Raw genomic sequence first — 17,065 nt, forward strand, 5'->3', positions numbered from 1 at the left:
GGTGCGGTGGTGGGAGCGGGAGCGGCGAGCGACGCAGCGGGCGACAACGCGAAGGGACCCTTCGACGGACCGTCGGGGCGCGACCGTGGGCGGATCGCGCGGGGGGATGCCTCCAGGGTACGTGCGCACCCCGACGAGCACCCCGCGGCATTCGAGCGCGTGGTGTTACGGACACTGAACGTCTGCGACGCCACGTCGCTGACATCTCGACCAGGCGGGGGTCGGGAGCGCCGGCGGTCCGCCACCGGCGCCCCCGGTCCCCGCGACGTCCGTGCGTGCCCCCCGGTCGATCCGCACGGGCTCCCTCGGCGCCGCGGAAAAAGTACCGTGCGGTCCGTTCACCGACAACACCAGGTACCGGACCCGGACCGGCGGGCGAGAATCCCTGCACAACGGGCGATCACGACGAGGGCCCCACGGAGATCGGACAGGGCACGCGGCATCATCGTCGCCGTGACCCCGAGCCGATCACGCCCGGCGCGCGCGCACTCGACCCTGATCGGGGCCCTCTCCGCGCTGCTGGCCCTGGCCCTCGCCGCCTGTGGCGAGGGCACCGAGCAGACGTCCGCCGCACCGCCGAGCGGCGGCGGGGCGGGCGCCGCCGCTCCGTCCGTGCCGACCACCACCACGCCGTCCGGCACCGCACTGCGCGTCGAGACCGTCGCGGGCGACTTCGCGAACCCCTGGGACGTCGCGTTCGTCGGTGGCGACCGCCTGCTCGTGACCCAGCGGGACGGCTCGTTGTCGCTGGTCACGGGCCTCGGGCCGGGCGCGCGCGTCACGCCGGTGCAGGCCGACCTCCAGGACGTCTACGCCCGCGGCGAGGGCGGGCTCATGGGCATCGCGGCGGCCCCGGACGTCGCGACCTCCGGCACGTTCGTCACCTGCCAGACCCACCAGGAGGGCGGCCGGCCGGTCGACGTGCGCGTCGTGTCGTGGCGCCTGTCCCCCGACGGCGCGAGCGCCGAGCGGGTGCGCGACCCGCTGGTCGGCGGCCTGCCGATCAACCCCTCCGGGCGCCACTCCGGCTGCCGGCCCACCTACGCCCCCGACGGCATGCTGCTCGTCGGCACCGGCGACACGGCCCGCGCGACCATCCCGCAGGACCGCAACTCGCTCGGCGGCAAGGTGCTGCGCGTCGACCCGGCCACCGGCGGACCGGCCCCGGGCAACCCGTTCGCCGAGTCGGGCAGCGCCGCCGAGCGGCTGATCTCGGGCTACGGCCACCGCAACGTCCAGGCCGTCGCCGTCCAGCCGGGTTCGGGCCGCGCCTGGAGCGCCGAGCACGGCCCCGACATCGACGACGAGGTCAACGTCGTCATCCCCGGCCGGAACTACGGGTGGGACCCCGCGCAGGGCGGCGAGTCGCCCGGCGGGTACGACGAGGACGTGCCCATGACCGACCTCCGGCGCTATCCCGACGCCGTCCCCGCCGCGTGGAGCTCGGGCGACCCCACCGAGGCCATCAGCGGCGCGGCCTTCCTCGACGGCCCGGCCTGGGGCGACATGGCCGGGATGCTCGCGGTGTCCGCGCAGAAGGGCGAGAAGCTCTTCCTCATGCGCCCCGGCCAGGGCGCGGACGAGGACCGGATCGTCGAGGTCACGGTGCCGCGGGAGCTCGACGGCGAGTTCGGCCGGCTGCGCGGCGCGCGCCTCGGGCCCGACGGCGCGCTCTACCTCACCACCGACAACGGGTCGGACGACTCGATCCTGCGCGTGACCCGCGGGTGACCGACCGGCCCGGGCCGGAGCGGTACACGCCCGGCGGGTACCGCCCGAGCCCGCCCGCAGGCCCGGGCGGGCGGCAGGGTCCGCGGCCGGGCCCCCCGGGACTGCCGGGACCCTCAGGACCGCCGGGTCCCCCGCGGCGTCCCGGTCCGCCCCCGGGCCGGCCGCCGCAGACCCCGCCCACGCGGCAGATGCCGCCACCGGGGGCGCCGGCGGAGTCTCCGGCGGGGCGCACCGAGGCGATGCCCCGCCACGACGAGCCGCCCCGACGGCCCGCCCGCCCGCCGGTCGGCCGCGCGCTGCGCGACCGCTTCCGCGCCCCCGGCCCGGGCGCGATCGCGGCGGCGGTGGTGCTCGGCCTCCCCGCCGCGATCGTCACGTTCTCCGACGTGCTCGGCATCGACGACCGCACCCCGTTCGTGCAGACGATCGCGTTCCGGCCCCAGCTCGCGGCCGGGCTGTTCGTGCTCGGCGGGCTGGTCCTGCTGATGTCGCACCGCGCCTGGCCGGCCGGGCTCGCCCTCGGGCTCGTCGGGGTCCTCGGGCTCGGGATGGTGCTGCCGCGCGCGGTGGGCTCGTCGGAGACGGGCGCGACCGGCGGCCCGGAGCTGACCGTGCTCACCGCCAGCGCCTACCTCAGCCGCGCCGACCCGGACGCGCTCGCGTCACTGATCAGCAGCCGCACCCCGGACGTCGTCGTCCTGCCCGAGGCCCGCGGCACCCTGCGCGACCGCCTCCAGCAGGCGCTCGTCGACGAGTCCGGCGGCGAGGCCGGCCAGAGCGGCTACCGCGTGTTCGCCGCCGACGCGCGGCGCGACGACAGCCCGATGACCGTGTTCGTCCGGCGCAGCGTCGGCAGGCCGGCCGTGACGCCGAACCGCGACACCGAGTTCCCGTCGCTCATCGTCGACCTGCCGGACGTCGACGGGCAGGCGGTGCGGGTGGTCGCGACGCACCCCCAGTCGCCCCGCCCCGGCGACACCAACGCCTGGCGCCGCGACGTCGAGGCCCTGTCGCGCTGGTGCACCGGGGACCGCCCGACCGTCGTCGCCGGCGACCTCAACGCCACCCTCGACCACGCCGAGCTGCGCGCCGCGACCGAGGGCTGCACCGACGCCGCGAGCGACGTCGGCGAGGGCCTGGTGGGCACCTGGCCCGCCGCGGCGCCGCGCCTGCTCGGCGTCCAGATCGACCACGTGCTCGTGTCCGGGGGGCCGCGTGCCCGGGAGGTCGAGATCGTCGACGTCCCGGGCAGCGACCACCGCGGTGTCCTCGCGCGGGTGGGGCTCGGCTAGGTCGACCGGGTCAGCGGACCGACCCCGGCGCTCGTCCGCCGGACCGCGGCCTCCGCGCGGCGCTGCGCCGGCATCCCCGGCGCGTGGACGTCCTCCAGGCCGCGGCGCCAGGCCTCGTCGAGCGCGCTGCGGGCGCCCTCGCGGACCGTGCGCAGCATGTCGTGCATCGACACGGCGAGCGCCCGCGGGATCAGCGGCGAGTCGGCCAGCCGGCTCAGCGGCTCCAGGCGCGCGACGGCGTCCCGGAACAGCGCCGAGGCCGCGGCCGGCCCGTCCGGCGGCTGCGCCACGATCCGGTCCCCCAGCGACGTCTGCCACTGCCGCACGCGCTCGGCGAACGCCGTGGACAGGCGCTCGAGCAGACGCGCCTCCACGTACGACCCGAACCCTCCCCGCACCGGGCCCAGACCGTCGATCGCGGGGTCCTCGCCCCGCCGGAACGCCTCCAGCCAACTGACCCATGCGGCGTAGCCGCCGCGTGCCGGCGCGCTCACCGCCGGTCCCCCTCGTCGGGCAGGAATGCTGTCGAGCTCACGTCGAAACCGCCTTCTGCACGTGCCGGCCCGGGCCGGTCGTGACGTCCGTGTCGTCAGACGCAGCATTGCGTCCGGTTACGGCCCGGAAGTCGCTCGGCGGTCAGAGTCCGTTTCGCCGAACGGCCAGAAGAGTTCAGGTTCGCTCGCCCGGCCCAGTCCGTGGTCACGGACGAGTGACGACGACCGCACGATCCATGCAGGGACCGAGGTGGTTGTCCGCTGCGCGACCGGACCTCACGCCCGGACGACGAGCGTCTTCGCCGCCATGTCGCCGACGCGCTGGTGACGGGCCGAGGTCGACATGACGATGAGGCCGACGATCCCGGCGAACAGGCCGTCGACGACGAACAGCAGCCAGCGCACCACGCACTGCCCCAGCGACGGGACGCCGCCGTCGTCCTCGCGCACGATCCGCAGGTTCAGCCACTTCATGCCCGGCGTCTGCCCCTGGTGCGTGGACGGCCACCAGGCGTAGACGACGAAGCCGCCGACCGCCGAGAGGATCAGGGTGATGAAGTAGCCGATCCCGAAGATCGTGAAGGCGGTCTCGGGGCTCCCCGACGCCGCGGCGCTCCCGATGCCGATCACGATGAACAGGACGACGAACGGCGGCACCGCGGTGAGCAGCGCGTCCACGATGTACTGGCCGACGCGCGAGCCGACGACGTCCGTGGGGTCGCCCGTCGGCGTCGGCGCGCCGTAGCCGGGCTGGCCGTAAGGCTGCTGGCCGTACTGCTGGCCGTACTGCTGGCCGTAGCCGGGCTGACCGTAGGGCTGCTGGCCGTACCCGGGCTGGCCGTACTGCTGGCCGTACCCCGGCTGCGGGCCGTAGCCGGGCTGGCCGTACTGCTGGCCGTACTGCTGCCCGTACCCGGCGTCCGGCTGGGCGAACGGCTGGCCGTGTCCGGGCTGCTGCTGCCCGTAGCCCGGCTGCTGGCCGTACCCGGGCTGCTGGCCGTACGGCTGCTGACCCTGCGGGCCCGCAGGGTCCCCGAAGCCGGACTGCTGCTGGTAGCCACCCGACGTCGATCCGAAACCTGATTGCTGCTGGTATCCGTCGGGGTTGCTCACGCTCTGTTCTCCCGAAGTCGTCGACGAGAGCGTTCCGCTCCCCGTTGGCTGCACACCGTAGTGCTCGATCGGCGCATCGGGCTCTTCCGCGCGGTGGCCGGACGCGCACCATCCGTCCGTGGTCCGCGCCGCTGCGCCCATCGCGCGGCAGCATGCCAGCGAGCGGTGACGCAGGGCACGACCGGCCGGGCCGTCCGGGGGATCTCGTCGCCCGCACGGAGTGATCAGGGCGCTCACACTGCGCTGTCGGTGCTGCTCGCGGGCGGGATCACCCCTTTGCCCACCGTGCCTCGCCCGGCCGGAGCATGACACCCGGGGGACCTCGCGCGTTGGGTGTAGGTCAGGTCACGACATCGCAACATTCCCGGGAGGAGGTCACGATGGCCGTCCCGTCCCGGCCCGCCGCCACCGCGGGCCCGCCGACCACCCCGGCGCCGGTCGCCGCCGTGCCCGCCCCGCGGCTCGCGCCGGCCTCCGGCACCTCCACCGCCCTCGTCGACGCCCCCGGCACCGGCGTCGCCGGCCTCGCGTGGATCGTCCGCGAGGTCACCCACGTCCCCGGCGTCCTGCGCCTGCGCGACGGGCGGCTGAGCTTCGAGTCCACGCGCGGCGTCCTGTTCGAGGGGACGCCGGGCGACCTGGACCTCGAGGTGCCGCGCTCCTCGCGCTCGGGCCTGCGCGTCTCCGCGGGCGGCGAGCGCCTGCGCATCTGCGTCGTGCGCCCCGCCGGCGGCGTCGCCCCGTGCGGCGACCTCGTCGAGCGCGCCGCGGACGACCGGCCGGTCACCTCCGGGGAAATGGACTCCTGGAGCGTGTGGCGGCCCCTGCTCGCCCCCGAGCAGGTGGCGGGCACGCGTCCCGGCGCCCGCGTGCGCCGCGCGCTCGCCTTCACCCGCCAGGCCTGATCCGCCCGGCACGCTCGTCGAGCGGGTGGCATCGCGGACGTTCAGCGTCAGCGGTGGGCCCCCGCTGACACGGTGCCTCAGCTGCCGGCGCGGGGGACGGACGAGGCCCGCTCCGGCAGATCGTCGGCGTCGCCGTGGTACGGCGCGCCGTTCCCGTTGCCGTTGCCCTGGGTGCCGTTGCCGTGGGTGCCGTTGCCCTCGGCGGCCGCGGCCCCGCGGTCGGGCGCGAGGCCGTCGCGCTCGTCCGGGGTGGGCGGCGAGAGCGGGTCGGCGGTGATCGACGGCCGTCGACCCGCGGTCTGGGCCGGCAGCGGCGGGGCCCCGGGCGGGGTGCCCGGCGGCGGTCCGAGGGGGCCGGCCGCGGGCGGTGCCCCGTGCCGTCCCGGCGGGGTCCCGAACGACATCGGCGGGCCGGGGGGTGGCCCCGGAAGCGGACCGTGCGGCGGCCCCGGTGGCGGCATCGGCGCGCCGGGCGGCGGCATGCCGGGCGGGCCGCCGACGGGCACCGGGCCCCGCGGCGGCGGGCCGGGGTGTCCGGGGTGTCCGGGGAATCCGGGACGGCCGGGGGGCGGTCCGGGCCGTCGGGGCGCGCGGGACGGCCAGGGCACCGCCGCCCCGATCGCGTCCACCAGGGGCCGGATCGCCGCGTGCATCCGCTGGGCCGCCTCGACGTGGGCCTCCACCTCGCCCTGCACGGGGTCGGGGATGGCGTCGTCCTCGGCCTCGACCGGGGTGCCCTGGCCGCGCTCGGCGAGGGCGGCCGCGACGAGGGCGTGCGCGCGCTCGCGGGGGTCGGCGGGCAGCGCCGCGTGGTCGACGCCCTCGAGCAGGCGCGCGAACTCGCGCATCGTGAACGTGCTGCGCAGCGCCCGCGGCTCCAGCTCCAGCACCGCCGAGCGGTGCGAGCGGCTGACCGTCAGCACCAGGTCGGCGAGCTCGACGTCGCGGGCCGGGAGCTGGCGGGCGCGGAAGGCCGCCACGTCGGCGTGCGCGGCGAGCGGGCCGAGCTGCGCGCGGGACAGCGGGTGCATCTCCGCGCCGACGACGGCGCCCGTGCCGCCGCTGGCGACGTCGAACCACGACGCCCAGCGCGGACCGAGCCGCATCTCGAGCAGCGCGCGGGCGTGGAAGCGGGCGAACGGGGACCGGCAGATGTTCCCGGTGCAGACGAACAGGAGCCGGAAACGCCGCGGCGCCCCGTCTCCCCGACCGTTCATACGTCCGATCGTCGCAGTCGTGGCGCGGTTGCGCGAGCCGTCACGTCAGCTGACCTGCCCGTTCGGGGCGCGGACCCCCCGAAGGAGGGCGAGCACGGCGCTGTTCAGCGGGGTGGCGACACCCGTCCGGTGACCGGTCGCGACCACCGCGCCCGTGAGGTACTCGTGCTCGAGGGGACGCCCGGCGAGGCGGTCGTAGAGCATCGAGGTGCCCAGGTCGGGCGGCATGCCGTCGTAGAGCGCGACGAGCCCGTCGACGTCGTCGTCGGTCAGCGCGGCGCCGACCGAACGCCCGACCGCCATCACCTCGCGCGCCAGGTCGACCACCAGCGCGCGCGTGGCCGGCTCGGTGAGCACGTCGTTGCGCCGTCCGGTCAGCGCGGTGATCGGGTTGGCGACGGCGTTGCTGAGCAGCTTGCGCCAGAGCACGGTCGTGAGGTCGTCGGTGGCCACCACGGCCAGGCCGCCGGGCACGCCCGGGGCGCCCGTCGGGTCCGCGCCGTAGAGCGCCGCGAGGCCGTCGGCCGCGTCACCGGCCGGCACCGTCAGCTGCGCCCAGCTGCGGTGCACGATCCGCCCGGGCGCGACCGCCTCCGCCCCGAGCCGCACCGACGCGGGCAGCACGACGGCGCCGGGGTCGACGAGCCCGTCGACGCGCGCGGCGTGGTCGACGCCGTTCTGGGCGACCACGACGACGGTCCCGGCACGCGTGAGCGCGCCCAGCCACCCCGCGGCGGACGCGGTGTCCTGCGCCTTGGTCGCGAGCACCACCCAGTCGACGGGGCCGACGGCGCCCGGATCGGTCGCGACGGTGACGGGCACCTCGCGCTCGACGTCGTCGGTCGTCACCGTCAGGACCTCGAAGGGCGTGCGGACGCACACGGTGACCTCGTGGCCCCGGTCGGCGGCCAGCGCCGCCAGGACCCCGCCGATCGCTCCCGCCCCCACCACCGCGACGCTCGCCACGGCGGTGATTGTCGCTTCCGGGGACGTCAGCGTCCGTGGCGGGCGAACGCCTCCAGGTCGATCACCATGCGGGCGACCTGCAGCGCCGTCGCGACCGCGTCCACCTCGACCGCCGACCCGGTGCGCTCCTCGGCGTCGAGACGCTCGAGCAGCGACGCCGCCGCGGCGTGCAGGGCGGCCGCGAGCTCGGCCGCGTCGGCCAGCGCCTCGGCGTCGACGCGGTCCTCGCCGGACCACCCGCCGTCGGGCACGCCCGCCGCCGAGCGGTCGAGGGCGCGCAGCAGGGCACGGCGCTCGGGCGTCCGCCCGTCGTCGTCCTCCAGCTCCGCGAGCCGGGCCGCGAGCGCGTCCACGGTGCGCAGGAGGTCGGCGGGCGGTGGCCCGCTGCCCCGCTGGAACGGCACCGGCGGCACGACGCCCTCGGGCGTGCGCGGTGCCGGGATCACGGTCTCGGCGGGCTGGAGCCGGGCGCGGGCCTCCCGCAGGCGGGCGGTGAGCCGGCCGCCGGCGTCGTCCGACACGGGGCCGGGGGACGAAGCCGTCGGGGCCGCCGCGGCCGACGTCACCGGGGCACGCGTGGTGTCGTGGACGGGCTCGGCGGGCGCCGGCACGTGCGCGACGACGGGCGGGTCCTCGGCCGGGGCGGGGTCGGCGGGCTCCTCCGCCTCGTCCTCGGCACCGACCTCGCTGCCGGCCTCGCTGCCGGCCTCGGCGCCGGCCTCGGCCGGTGCCGAGGACTCGGTCGCGGTCTCGTCGGGTCCGTCGGGCCCGGAGTCGCCCGGCCCGTCCGGTGCGGGCCCGTCGACCGCCGGCCCGTCGGTCGCCCCGTCGGGTTCCGGGGGCACGGGTGTCTCGGGGGTCGCGGCGTCGGTCGACAACGGCGCTCCATTCACGGGCGTGGACAGGACGTCGCCGGGTGCGCCGAAGCGCCGTTGCGGCGACGAGGGGTCACCCGGTGGATCGTCCCTGCCAGAGTGACGCGTTGCAGACGGCTCACGGAACAGCCCGTTCGGGGGATCTCCTTCACCCGGTAAGCCGGTGACCCGTCGCGATCAGCGCCGTTGAGCGCCGACCCGTGGGCCGCACGGACCAGCACAGACCGACACACCGACCGACACCCACCGTCTCAGTGCGCGCCCCGGTGGCGGGTGCTGCTCAACCGGGGCCGCGGCCCCGAGGGGACGCCGCGGGCGGTCCGCGTCATGAGGGCGCGCCGGGTCTCGGCCGCGGAGCTCCCGCGGATCCGGCTGACGATGACGACGGCGGCGAACGCGAGGCCGTTGAGCGACCCGAGGGCGAGCATGGCCACCTCGAGCACCTGGGAGTCGTCGAAGGAGCCGCCGGGGTCGGGGTTGTCGAGCGCTCCGCCGTAGGGCACGGGCGCCGGGGCAGGCGCGGGGTCGGCGGCGAGCGCGGGACCGGGGTCGGGCAGCTGCGCACTGCCGATCAGGCCGCCGACCGCGAGGGCCGCGACCACCAGGACCCGACCGAGGATGCCGGCGACCCGGGCCCCGCCGCGACCACGCAAAGTGAACGACTCGCCCATGTGCCTGCCCCGTTCGCCCGGTGTGTTCTCGGGCACTCATCGGGATTCAGGCCGGGTCGTTACCGACACGAGGCCGCAGCGACTGCGACACGCAGCAATCGTGACCTTGCCGTGACCTCACGCGGTTGTTATGTCCGCGAGGTCCGATTTCCGCAGCGCACGGCGCCGCCTGGTCGAGCGGGAGTCAGGCGCGCTGGCCGAGGTAGTCGTCGACGACCTGGCGGTACTCGTCGTCACCGACCTCGCGGCCCAGCATCCGGCCGGCGAGCCGGCGGGAGAGGCGGGCGACGTCGGGCTGGAGGTCCGAGGCCACCGAGGAGCGCTGGGTCGCGAGCTCCTCGCGGCCCTGGGAGACCAGGTTCGCCGACTCCTCGCGGGCGGAGGCCAGCACCTCGTCGTTGCGGCGCTGGCCCTCCTCGCGGGCGGCGTCGCGGATGCGGGCGGCCTCGTCGCGGGCCTCGCCGATGCGGGTGCGGTACTCGGTCTGGATGCGGCGGGCCTCGGCGCGGGCCTGCTCGGCGCGCTCGAAGCCGCCCTCGATGCGGTCGTGGCGCTCGGCGTAGACCTTCTCCAGGCGCGGCATGAAGACCTTGGTCATGACGAGGTAGAGCGCGCCGAACGCGATCAGCCCGATCACGATCTCGTGCCAGATCGGGGTGAGCACGAAGTAGCCACTCGCCAGGGTCATCGCCGGCTGCACCGCCTGTTCGGGTCGTCGTACTGCGTCGCGGGCACCGCGGACCGGCAGCGCAGGGCACGGCCGGTCGGGCGCTCGCGCACAGTCTGTCCGATCTCTCCCGCCGCGGCGACCCCGGGTCACCCGTGAGCCCCCGCACCGCGCCCCCGGCGGTGCGCCCCCTAGGGTGCCGCCGTGGGTGACTACAAGCTGGTCGCGGTGGGCACGGACGGCTCCTCCTCGGCCACGACGGCCGTCTCGCGGGCGGCGGCGATCGCCGCGGACGCGGGCGCGAAGCTCCTGATCATCTGCGCCTACGAGCGCGGCAGCCGCTCGGGCACGCGCGACCGGGCCGAGGCCGAGCGCGCTCTGGGCGACGAGGCCTACAAGATCATCGGCTCGAACCCGGCGGAGGAGAAGCTGCGCGACGCCCGCGACGTCGCCCAGCGCGCCGGCGTCGAGGAGGTCAACACGGTCGCCGTCGAGGGCGAGCCGGTGCAGGCGATCTGCGACAAGGTCGAGCTGCACCACGCCGACCTCGTCGTGGTGGGCAACAAGGGCCTCGCCAGCTTCGCCGGGCGCCTGCTCGGCTCGGTGCCCGCGGAGGTCTCGCGCCGCGCGCCGACCGACGTGCTGATCGTGCACACGACCTAGGTCCCGGCCGGCGACCTCCGCCGGCGATCTGCCCGTCCCGCGACGGAGGAGCGGGACGGGCCGTCGCTTCGGCGGCTATCTCGCAGCTTCCTCCAGCGTCGCCGACGCCTCGACCTGCTCGGACAGGTCGCTGCGCCGGGGCGCCGGGGTGGCCGGCGTCGGGGGCGTCGCCCACGTGCCGGGCACCGAGCAGTAGGGCGCCGCGCCGTGGCGTCCGAGCAGCTCGGCGAGGGGGGCGTCGGCGAGCACGTCGCCCAGCGCCTGCTCGAAGCAGCGCCGGGTGCCGCGGTCGCGCGGGCGGGCCAGCGCCTCGGCGAGCCGGCGCGTGAGGCGCTCGGACTCGGCGAGGAACGTCGTCAGCGACAGGCGCCCGCGGCCGAGCTCGCGACGGCAGCGGCCCGCGACCGTGTCGCCCTCGCCGACCACGCACACCTCGACGTCGACGTCGCCGTCCTCGAGCATCGCGCCCACGGGCCCCGTGCCGTCGGCGGCGGGCCGCGCCATCGTCGCGCGGAACACCGCGTTGGTGACCCGGTCGGAGGGCTCGCGCACGAGCGCGGCGAGGAGGTTCCACCCGCCGCGGCTCTCGAGCACGTCGCGCAGGCCGCGGACGTCGACGGTGAGCCGCCGCACGCGGACGCCCCCGTGGTCGCCGGCCCGCTCGAGCAGCTCGGACACGGAGTCGGGCCGCGGGCCGTCGTCACCCACCACGACGTGCAGCCGCGGCACCGCCGGGGTGCCGGGCACCTGCGGGTCGATGCCGCAGACGGCGATCTCCGGGGCCGGCGTCCGGGGCGCCTCCCGCGCGGGGAGGTCGAGGTACTCCATCCCGACCATGACGTCGGGACCGGGCACGCGGCGGGCCGTGGTGGTGGCCCGCGGCATGGTGGTGGCGCCGCCTGGGGTGGTGCTCGTGGTGGAACGACGGCGGACGAACGGGAGGCGCACGGAGTCTCCGTCCAGTGGGCTGTCCGAATCACCCACCCTGCCAGAGCGACGTGATCGCCGCCACGTCGAACGATTCAGTCGACCTGTTCGGCGGCGCCGTTCACCCGCCGCGATCAACCCACCCGCTCGGTGCCCGAGCCGTCGAGGATCCGCTTGAGGTCGGCGAGGGTCTGTTCGAGGCCGGCGCGGATGCCGGGGCCGTCGGCGCGCTCGGTGTGCAGCGTGACGGTGACCCGGGAGTCCTCGTCGCCGATGCCGGTCACGAACAGTTCGCCGTGGTAGCCGCTCGCGCGCTCGGCGCCCCAGCGCAGGCTCTTCGCGTCCGGGTCGGCGTGCATCCAGGCCGTGCCCTCGTACCGCTCGCCCTCGACGTTCGCGACGACGTTGACGACCTCGCCGCCGCCGCTCCACGCCTTCTCGAGCCCGCTGAAGTACTCGGGCAGGTGCTCGACGTCGGCGAGGTAGGCGAAGACCTCCTCCGGCGGGCGGCGGACGTCGGTCGTGTGCTCGTAGTCACCCATCCCCGGGGCTACCCCGGAATCGGCGCTCTCAGCGGATCGCCGGGGTGATCGCCGCGCCGCCGCCGAGCCCGGCCACCCCGGTGGTCTCCGCGCCGAGCCCCAGATAGGCGTTGACCAGCACCGGAGCGGCCCCCGGGCTCGTGTCGCGGTCGGCGCCGGTGCGGGCGTCGAGGACGAGCGGGCCGTTCACCGTCGTCCCGTAGACCGCGCCGTGCCAGGCCGTGGTCATGCGCGGGGCGACGCGGTTGGCCGCGGGGTCGGGCAGCTCCCACAGCGGCGCGGCGGTGCCGGCGTCGACCGCGAGGACGCGGGTGTCGCCGCCGCAGACCGTGGTGGCGGCCTCGTCCCAGACGCAGCGGGGCGGCGTGTAGGTGCTCCCCACATCGACGGTGCGCACGGTCGCGCCGCGGGCGTCGACGAAGCGCAGGGACGCCGCGGGCGCGGCGAGCGTCGTCGCCGTCGTGCGGCCGCTGACCACCGCGAGCCCCGGCCCGGCGGGCGTGATCTCCGGAGCCCGCAGCACGTCGGGCGGCGCGAACCTCCGCAGCCCGGTGACGGCGTCCAGGCCGACGATCGTCGAGTCGGCGTAGGCGCGGCTGCCGCCCGGGGCGGTCGCGACGCCGAGCGCGGTGCCGCCGGCCGGCCCGTCGGCGAGCAGCGCGTCCACCGCGACCCCGTCGGCGGTCCACAGCACCCGCCGCGAGGTGAGGTCCACGCCGAGGGCGGTGCGCTGGGTGTCGGTGCTCGCGGTCATCACGGCGACCCCGGCGACGACCCCGGCGACCGTCATCGTCACTGCCGGCGGGCGCTCCGCCCACGGCAGCCGGGTCGGGGCGTTCCAGCGCAGCGCGCCGCTCTCCGCGTCGAAGGCGAGCAGGTCGACGGCCAGGCCGGGCGGCGTGGTGCCCGACCCCGGCACGACGCTCGACGCCCCGACCAGTACGCCGCCGTCGGGCGAGGGCACCGGCTTCCCGGCGGCGTAGCGGCCCGGCGGGGCGGCGGGACCGGGGATCCCGGTGCCGGTGGAGTCGGTGCGCGCCACGCGCCCGCCGTCGGTGAGCCAGATCGCGGTGCCGACCAGCGCCGCGGGCAGCGCGTCGGCGTCGCGCCCGAACACCCGCGTCCCGGAGCCGCCGAAGAGGCTGCCGGTGGGCGCGGCGAAACCGGCCGGCGGGTCGTACGCGGGCGGCGGGGCGCTGCCGGCGGGTGCCGCGCCGCAGGCGGCGAGCAGCAGGGTCGTGGCGACCGAGGCGACCGCTACCGCGAGCAGACGGACTGGCACGGCGGGCAGGATTCCATGCCCGCGCCCGTCACTCCGTCGGGACGGTGTTCGCCGTGTTCGCGGGGTTCTCCGTGTTCTCCGTGTTCTCGGGCGAGCGGCGCTGGGGCACGACCGGCAGCGGGCCGGTGGCCTGGGCGAGGCGGCGCTGGGCGCGCGCGACACGGGCGGCGAGCTCGGCGGCGGCGGCCTGCTCGGCCTTGAGGGCCTTGCGCTCCGCGCGCGTCAGACGGCGCGGGGGGTCGTCGATCGCGGCGGGCGTGTCGGGCGTGCGTCCGGGCGGAGCGACGGGTGACTCGTCGGCACGGCGGCGCAGGAACGACATCGGCGGTCTCCTCGATCACGGTTCTCGCGAGGAGTGTCGTCGCGATCATCGCCGCCGTGACCGTCATCCACACCATCGTGTCGCAGCTGTGACCGTGTCCGGTGACGGACGCGGACGCTTCGCCACCATCGGGGACGAATCGGGCGTCGCGCCAGGTCAGCGCGCGTATTCCAGCGTGGCGGCGCCCGGGGCACCGTGAGTGTCAGCGTGGCGGCCACGCTGACACTCAACGTCAGGAAAGCCCCCCGCTCGCGGTGAGGGGTCGCCCGGCGAGGAGGTCCGCGGCCCGCTCCCCCAGCATCAGCGCCGTGGCCGCGGGGCCCCGGCGCGGCACCGTCGGCAGCACCGAGGTGTCGACGACGCGCAGCCCGCGCAGGCCGTGCACGCGCAGCTCGGCGTCGACGACGGCCTCGGGGTCGTCGGCCGTCCCGAGCCGGGCGCTGCCGCACAGGTGCGCCGACGTCCCCAGGTGCGCGTCGATCCACGCGTCGAGCTCGCGGTCGTCGAGGGTGCGCGCCGGCCCGAGCGCGAGCCCGCCGGCCGCCAGCAGCTCCCCCGCGCGCCGCACGACCTGGCGCATCCGGGCGCGGTCGCGGGCGGACGCGAGGTAGCGGTGCTCGAGGCGCGGCGGGGTCCGCGGGTCCGCCGAGAACGTCATCAGCCCGCGGCTCTCGGGTGCCTGCAGCGCGCACATGAGGTGGCACGGCCCGCCGGGCGCGAACGGGCGCGCGAACAGCAGGATCTCGAGGTCGCCGGCGGGGTCGTCGCCGCTGTCGAGGTGGACGGCGGCCTGCGCGCCCGGAGCCTCGGGGTGCACGGCGTCCCCCGACGTGTCGGGGAAGGACAGGTAGACGCTCGGGTGGTCGGTGTAGCCCCGCCCGACGCCGGGGCGGTCGTGGTGCACGGGCAGCCCGGCGGCGCGCAGGACGTCCGCGGGCCCGATGCCCGAGAGCGCGAGCAGCTGCGGCGTGCACACCGACCCGGCCGCGAGCACGACCTCGCCGGCCTCGATGCGCTCCCCGTCCACCCCCTCCACGCCCACCGCCCGGTCGCCGTCGAGCAGCACCCGCGCGACGGTGACGTCGCCGCGCACCGTGAGGTTGGGGCGGTCGAGGTGCGGCAGCACGTAGGCGATCGCCGCGTTCACGCGCACCCCGCGCCGCACGTTCGCCGGGACGAGCCCGGCACCGGGGGGCTGGTCGCCGTTCTTGTCGATCTCAGTGGGGACGCCGATCCGCGCGGCCGCCGCGAGGAACCGCTCGGTCACCGCCGCGCGCAGCTCGCCGGCCGGGCGCACGACGGGCACCGGCCCGGCGTCGCCGTGCAGCGGACCGGTCATGTCGAGGTCGCGCTCGCCGCGCACGTAGTAGGGCAGCGTCTCGTCGTACGACCAGCCCGGCCAGGAGTCGAGGTCGGCGCGCGTGGCCCGGACGTGGTTCGCGCCGTTGACCGCGCTCGACCCGCCGAGCAGCCGCCCGCGCCCGACGCGCGTGCTCCGCCCGGGGGTGAGCTCGACGCCGACGTCCCACGTGTGCGGGCCGTCGGGGTCGCAGGCCGCCAGCGAGGAGACGTCGCGGACCTCGGCCGGGAACGCCGCGGGGTCCCCGACGGCGGTCCCGGCCTCGAGCAGCAGCACCCGCCGGTGCGGGTCCTCGGAGAGGCGCCCGGCCAGCGCGCAGCCGGCCGAGCCCCCGCCGACGACCACGACGTCCCAGCTCATGCCTCCGGCATACCCGCTCTCAGCGCGGCGTGTCCGACAACTGCTCCTGCGGACGGGTGGCGACGTACTGCGGCACCGCGTCGGTGTTGACCGCGAACCACAGGTCCCGGCCCGCGGCCTGGTTGAGGTAGACCACCGACTGGTCGCCCTCCATCCCGGTCCCGGTGACGGGCACGGTGAGGAACGAGACGTTCGAGTTCCGCAGGTCGCGCATGCTGAAGGCGAGCTGGGCGAGGCCGGTGTTGGACAGCGAGTCGTCGACGCCGACGTGGCGGCTCACGGTGTCGACGAGGGCGTAGGCGCTCGTCGGGCTCGAGAGCGTCCCGGACGACAGGGCCTTCTGCAGGAAGGCTCGCAGCGCTGCCTGCTGGCGCCGGACGCGGTCGAGGTCGCCGCCGGGCAGGTTGTAGCGCTCGCGGACGTAGACCAGGGCCTGCGCGCCGTTGAGGTGCTGCTCGCCCGCGGGGACGACGACGCCGTCGCGCTCGGACTCCTGGCCGACGTTGACGTCGATGCCGCCGACCGAGTCGGTCATCTGCGCGAAGCCCGCGAAGTCGATGACCGCGTAGTGGTCGATGCGCATCGCCGTCAGCTGCTCGACGGTCTGGATCAGCAGCGGCGGGCCGCCGAACGCCAGCGCCGCGTTGATCTTGTTCTTGCCGCGGCCCGGGATGTCGACGTAGGAGTCGCGCGGGATCGACACGACGCTCGCGCTCTGGCCGTCCTCGGCGAGGGTCGCCACCATGATCACGTCGCTGCGCTGCGAGCCGAAGACGGCGTCGGGCGCGGCGTCGGTGCCGGTGGTGGGCTCCGGCGAGCGGGAGTCGGTGCCGATCAGCAGGAACGTCTGCCCGGCGGAGTCCGCGGGGCGGCTCGACGGGTCGATCGGCGCGAACACCGAGGGGTAGCGGCCGACCTGCGAGCCCAGCTGCTGGGTGACGATGACGACGCCGGCCGCGGCGAGCAGCACGAGCACCAGCAGGGCGATGAGGCCGTAGACGAGCGCGCGCACACCACGGCGGCGGCGTCCGCGCTCCTCGTCCGGGTCCGGACCGCGCCCGTCCTGGTCAATCATCCCGCCGACGCTCATACCCCGACCACCCCTGCTCCCGCGGGACCGACCTCCACTGGTCGGCTCCTCACTCGCGTTCTCTCGGACGACGAGCGGCGGTCGTTACGCGCCGCGCGGTGTGGGCCCGTCCGGAACGACCCAGCGTGACAGGCCGTCCACACGCCGTTCTCACGCGGTCGTCGCGCCCAGCCTGCCGTCGCCCGCCCGGAGGCCGGTGTTCGACCCCTCGGACGTGTGCCTCGCCCTACGCTCGGTCGGGTGACCCCCGATCGAGACGGTGACACGGTCATGGACGCGGTGGACGTGGTGGAGGTTGCGAGCGCCGCGGCGGAGGTCGCGGTCGGCGACGTCCCGGCCCCGCGCCCGGAGGTCCTCGCCCGCGTGCTCGAGGGCCTGCGCGACCTGCCCGCCGTCGCGCCCGAACCGCGCGCCCCCTCGGGATCGGCGAGCGACATGCCGCTCCCGCGCCGCCGTTCCTGAGGCGCCCGGCGCGCCGGTGATCAGGGGCGACGGTGTGCACCTCGGCGTGCCGCGCGGGTGCATGGCGACGCCCGTGATCTCCGGCGGCGGCCGGTGATCAGGAGGCCGAAACGCACCTCGGAGCGC

18 protein-coding genes are annotated in these 17,065 nt (G+C 76.5%); 5 read left to right on the forward strand and 13 right to left on the reverse strand.

The features are described 5' to 3' along the window. The first annotated feature begins 453 nt into the window (after positions 1-453). Together WCD58_RS27810 and WCD58_RS27815 are read left to right on the forward strand one after the other, a co-directional pair. Entirely contained in the window at positions 454-1,731 is a 1,278-nt protein-coding gene (locus WCD58_RS27810) for a PQQ-dependent sugar dehydrogenase (RefSeq protein ID WP_337706355.1), read from the forward strand. Between the two features lie 239 nt (positions 1,732-1,970). Then, on the forward strand, positions 1,971-3,023 hold the full coding sequence (locus WCD58_RS27815) for an endonuclease/exonuclease/phosphatase family protein (RefSeq protein ID WP_337706356.1): 1,053 nt from the start codon (positions 1,971-1,973) through the stop codon (positions 3,021-3,023). On the opposite strand, the gene WCD58_RS27820 is transcribed toward WCD58_RS27815, so the two are convergent. Together WCD58_RS27820 and WCD58_RS27825 are read right to left on the reverse strand one after the other, a co-directional pair. After that, positions 3,020-3,517, reverse strand: coding sequence for a hypothetical protein (locus tag WCD58_RS27820; protein WP_337706357.1), 498 nt, complete (start codon positions 3,515-3,517; stop codon positions 3,020-3,022). The two genes, WCD58_RS27815 and WCD58_RS27820, sit on opposite strands and share 4 nt — an antisense overlap. A gap of 276 nt (positions 3,518-3,793) precedes the next feature. Then, positions 3,794-4,630, reverse strand: a complete 837-nt coding sequence (locus WCD58_RS27825; RefSeq protein ID WP_337706358.1) for an RDD family protein — start codon at positions 4,628-4,630, stop codon at positions 3,794-3,796. A gap of 380 nt (positions 4,631-5,010) precedes the next feature. On the opposite strand from WCD58_RS27825, the gene WCD58_RS27830 reads away from it, so the two are divergent. Continuing rightward, complete coding sequence (locus WCD58_RS27830; RefSeq protein WP_337706359.1) at positions 5,011-5,535, forward strand: hypothetical protein; 525 nt, start codon at positions 5,011-5,013, stop codon at positions 5,533-5,535. Positions 5,536-5,612: 77 nt separating this feature from the next. Here WCD58_RS27830 and WCD58_RS27835 read toward each other — a convergent pair whose 3' ends face one another. The 5 genes from WCD58_RS27835 to atpF form a co-directional block, all read right to left on the reverse strand. Further along, entirely contained in the window at positions 5,613-6,752 is a 1,140-nt protein-coding gene (locus WCD58_RS27835; RefSeq protein WP_337706360.1) for an arsenate reductase/protein-tyrosine-phosphatase family protein, read from the reverse strand. Positions 6,753-6,797: 45 nt separating this feature from the next. Next, positions 6,798-7,718 (reverse strand): 2-dehydropantoate 2-reductase, encoded by a 921-nt coding sequence (locus tag WCD58_RS27840; RefSeq protein WP_337706361.1) that lies wholly within the window; start codon positions 7,716-7,718, stop codon positions 6,798-6,800. A gap of 26 nt (positions 7,719-7,744) precedes the next feature. Continuing rightward, the gene (locus WCD58_RS27845; protein ID WP_337706362.1) at positions 7,745-8,596 is read right to left on the reverse strand and encodes a hypothetical protein; all 852 of its coding nucleotides are present in this window, start codon (positions 8,594-8,596) and stop codon (positions 7,745-7,747) included. Positions 8,597-8,844: 248 nt separating this feature from the next. Further along, on the reverse strand, positions 8,845-9,264 hold the full coding sequence (locus tag WCD58_RS27850) for a hypothetical protein (protein WP_337706363.1): 420 nt from the start codon (positions 9,262-9,264) through the stop codon (positions 8,845-8,847). Positions 9,265-9,448: 184 nt separating this feature from the next. Then, on the reverse strand, positions 9,449-9,952 hold the full coding sequence (gene atpF / locus WCD58_RS27855; RefSeq protein ID WP_337706364.1) for a F0F1 ATP synthase subunit B: 504 nt from the start codon (positions 9,950-9,952) through the stop codon (positions 9,449-9,451). A 183-nt stretch (positions 9,953-10,135) separates the two neighbouring features. On the opposite strand from atpF, the gene WCD58_RS27860 reads away from it, so the two are divergent. Then, complete coding sequence (locus WCD58_RS27860; RefSeq protein WP_337706365.1) at positions 10,136-10,594, forward strand: universal stress protein; 459 nt, start codon at positions 10,136-10,138, stop codon at positions 10,592-10,594. A 75-nt stretch (positions 10,595-10,669) separates the two neighbouring features. Here the strand turns inward: WCD58_RS27860 and WCD58_RS27865 are convergent, their stop codons facing one another. The 6 genes from WCD58_RS27865 to WCD58_RS27890 form a co-directional block, all read right to left on the reverse strand. After that, entirely contained in the window at positions 10,670-11,542 is an 873-nt protein-coding gene (locus WCD58_RS27865) for a hypothetical protein (protein WP_337706366.1), read from the reverse strand. 113 nt (positions 11,543-11,655) lie between these two features. Further along, entirely contained in the window at positions 11,656-12,063 is a 408-nt protein-coding gene (locus WCD58_RS27870) for an SRPBCC family protein (RefSeq protein WP_337706367.1), read from the reverse strand. Between the two features lie 28 nt (positions 12,064-12,091). Beyond that, positions 12,092-13,345, reverse strand: coding sequence for a hypothetical protein (locus tag WCD58_RS27875; RefSeq protein ID WP_337706368.1), 1,254 nt, complete (start codon positions 13,343-13,345; stop codon positions 12,092-12,094). Positions 13,346-13,373: 28 nt separating this feature from the next. After that, on the reverse strand, positions 13,374-13,667 hold the full coding sequence (locus tag WCD58_RS27880) for a hypothetical protein (RefSeq protein WP_337706369.1): 294 nt from the start codon (positions 13,665-13,667) through the stop codon (positions 13,374-13,376). Positions 13,668-13,899: 232 nt separating this feature from the next. Continuing rightward, positions 13,900-15,387: a mycofactocin dehydrogenase MftG gene (mftG, locus tag WCD58_RS27885; protein WP_337706370.1), complete on the reverse strand. Its 1,488-nt coding sequence runs from the start codon at positions 15,385-15,387 to the stop codon at positions 13,900-13,902. A 19-nt stretch (positions 15,388-15,406) separates the two neighbouring features. Next, on the reverse strand, positions 15,407-16,462 hold the full coding sequence (locus WCD58_RS27890) for an LCP family protein (RefSeq protein WP_337706371.1): 1,056 nt from the start codon (positions 16,460-16,462) through the stop codon (positions 15,407-15,409). Between the two features lie 255 nt (positions 16,463-16,717). On the opposite strand from WCD58_RS27890, the gene WCD58_RS27895 reads away from it, so the two are divergent. Beyond that, on the forward strand, positions 16,718-16,939 hold the full coding sequence (locus WCD58_RS27895) for a hypothetical protein (protein WP_337706372.1): 222 nt from the start codon (positions 16,718-16,720) through the stop codon (positions 16,937-16,939). The last annotated feature ends 126 nt before the right edge of the window (positions 16,940-17,065 follow it).

The organism is Actinomycetospora flava (genome assembly GCF_037400335.1).
Classification (GTDB): Bacteria; Actinomycetota; Actinomycetes; order Mycobacteriales; family Pseudonocardiaceae; genus Actinomycetospora; species Actinomycetospora flava.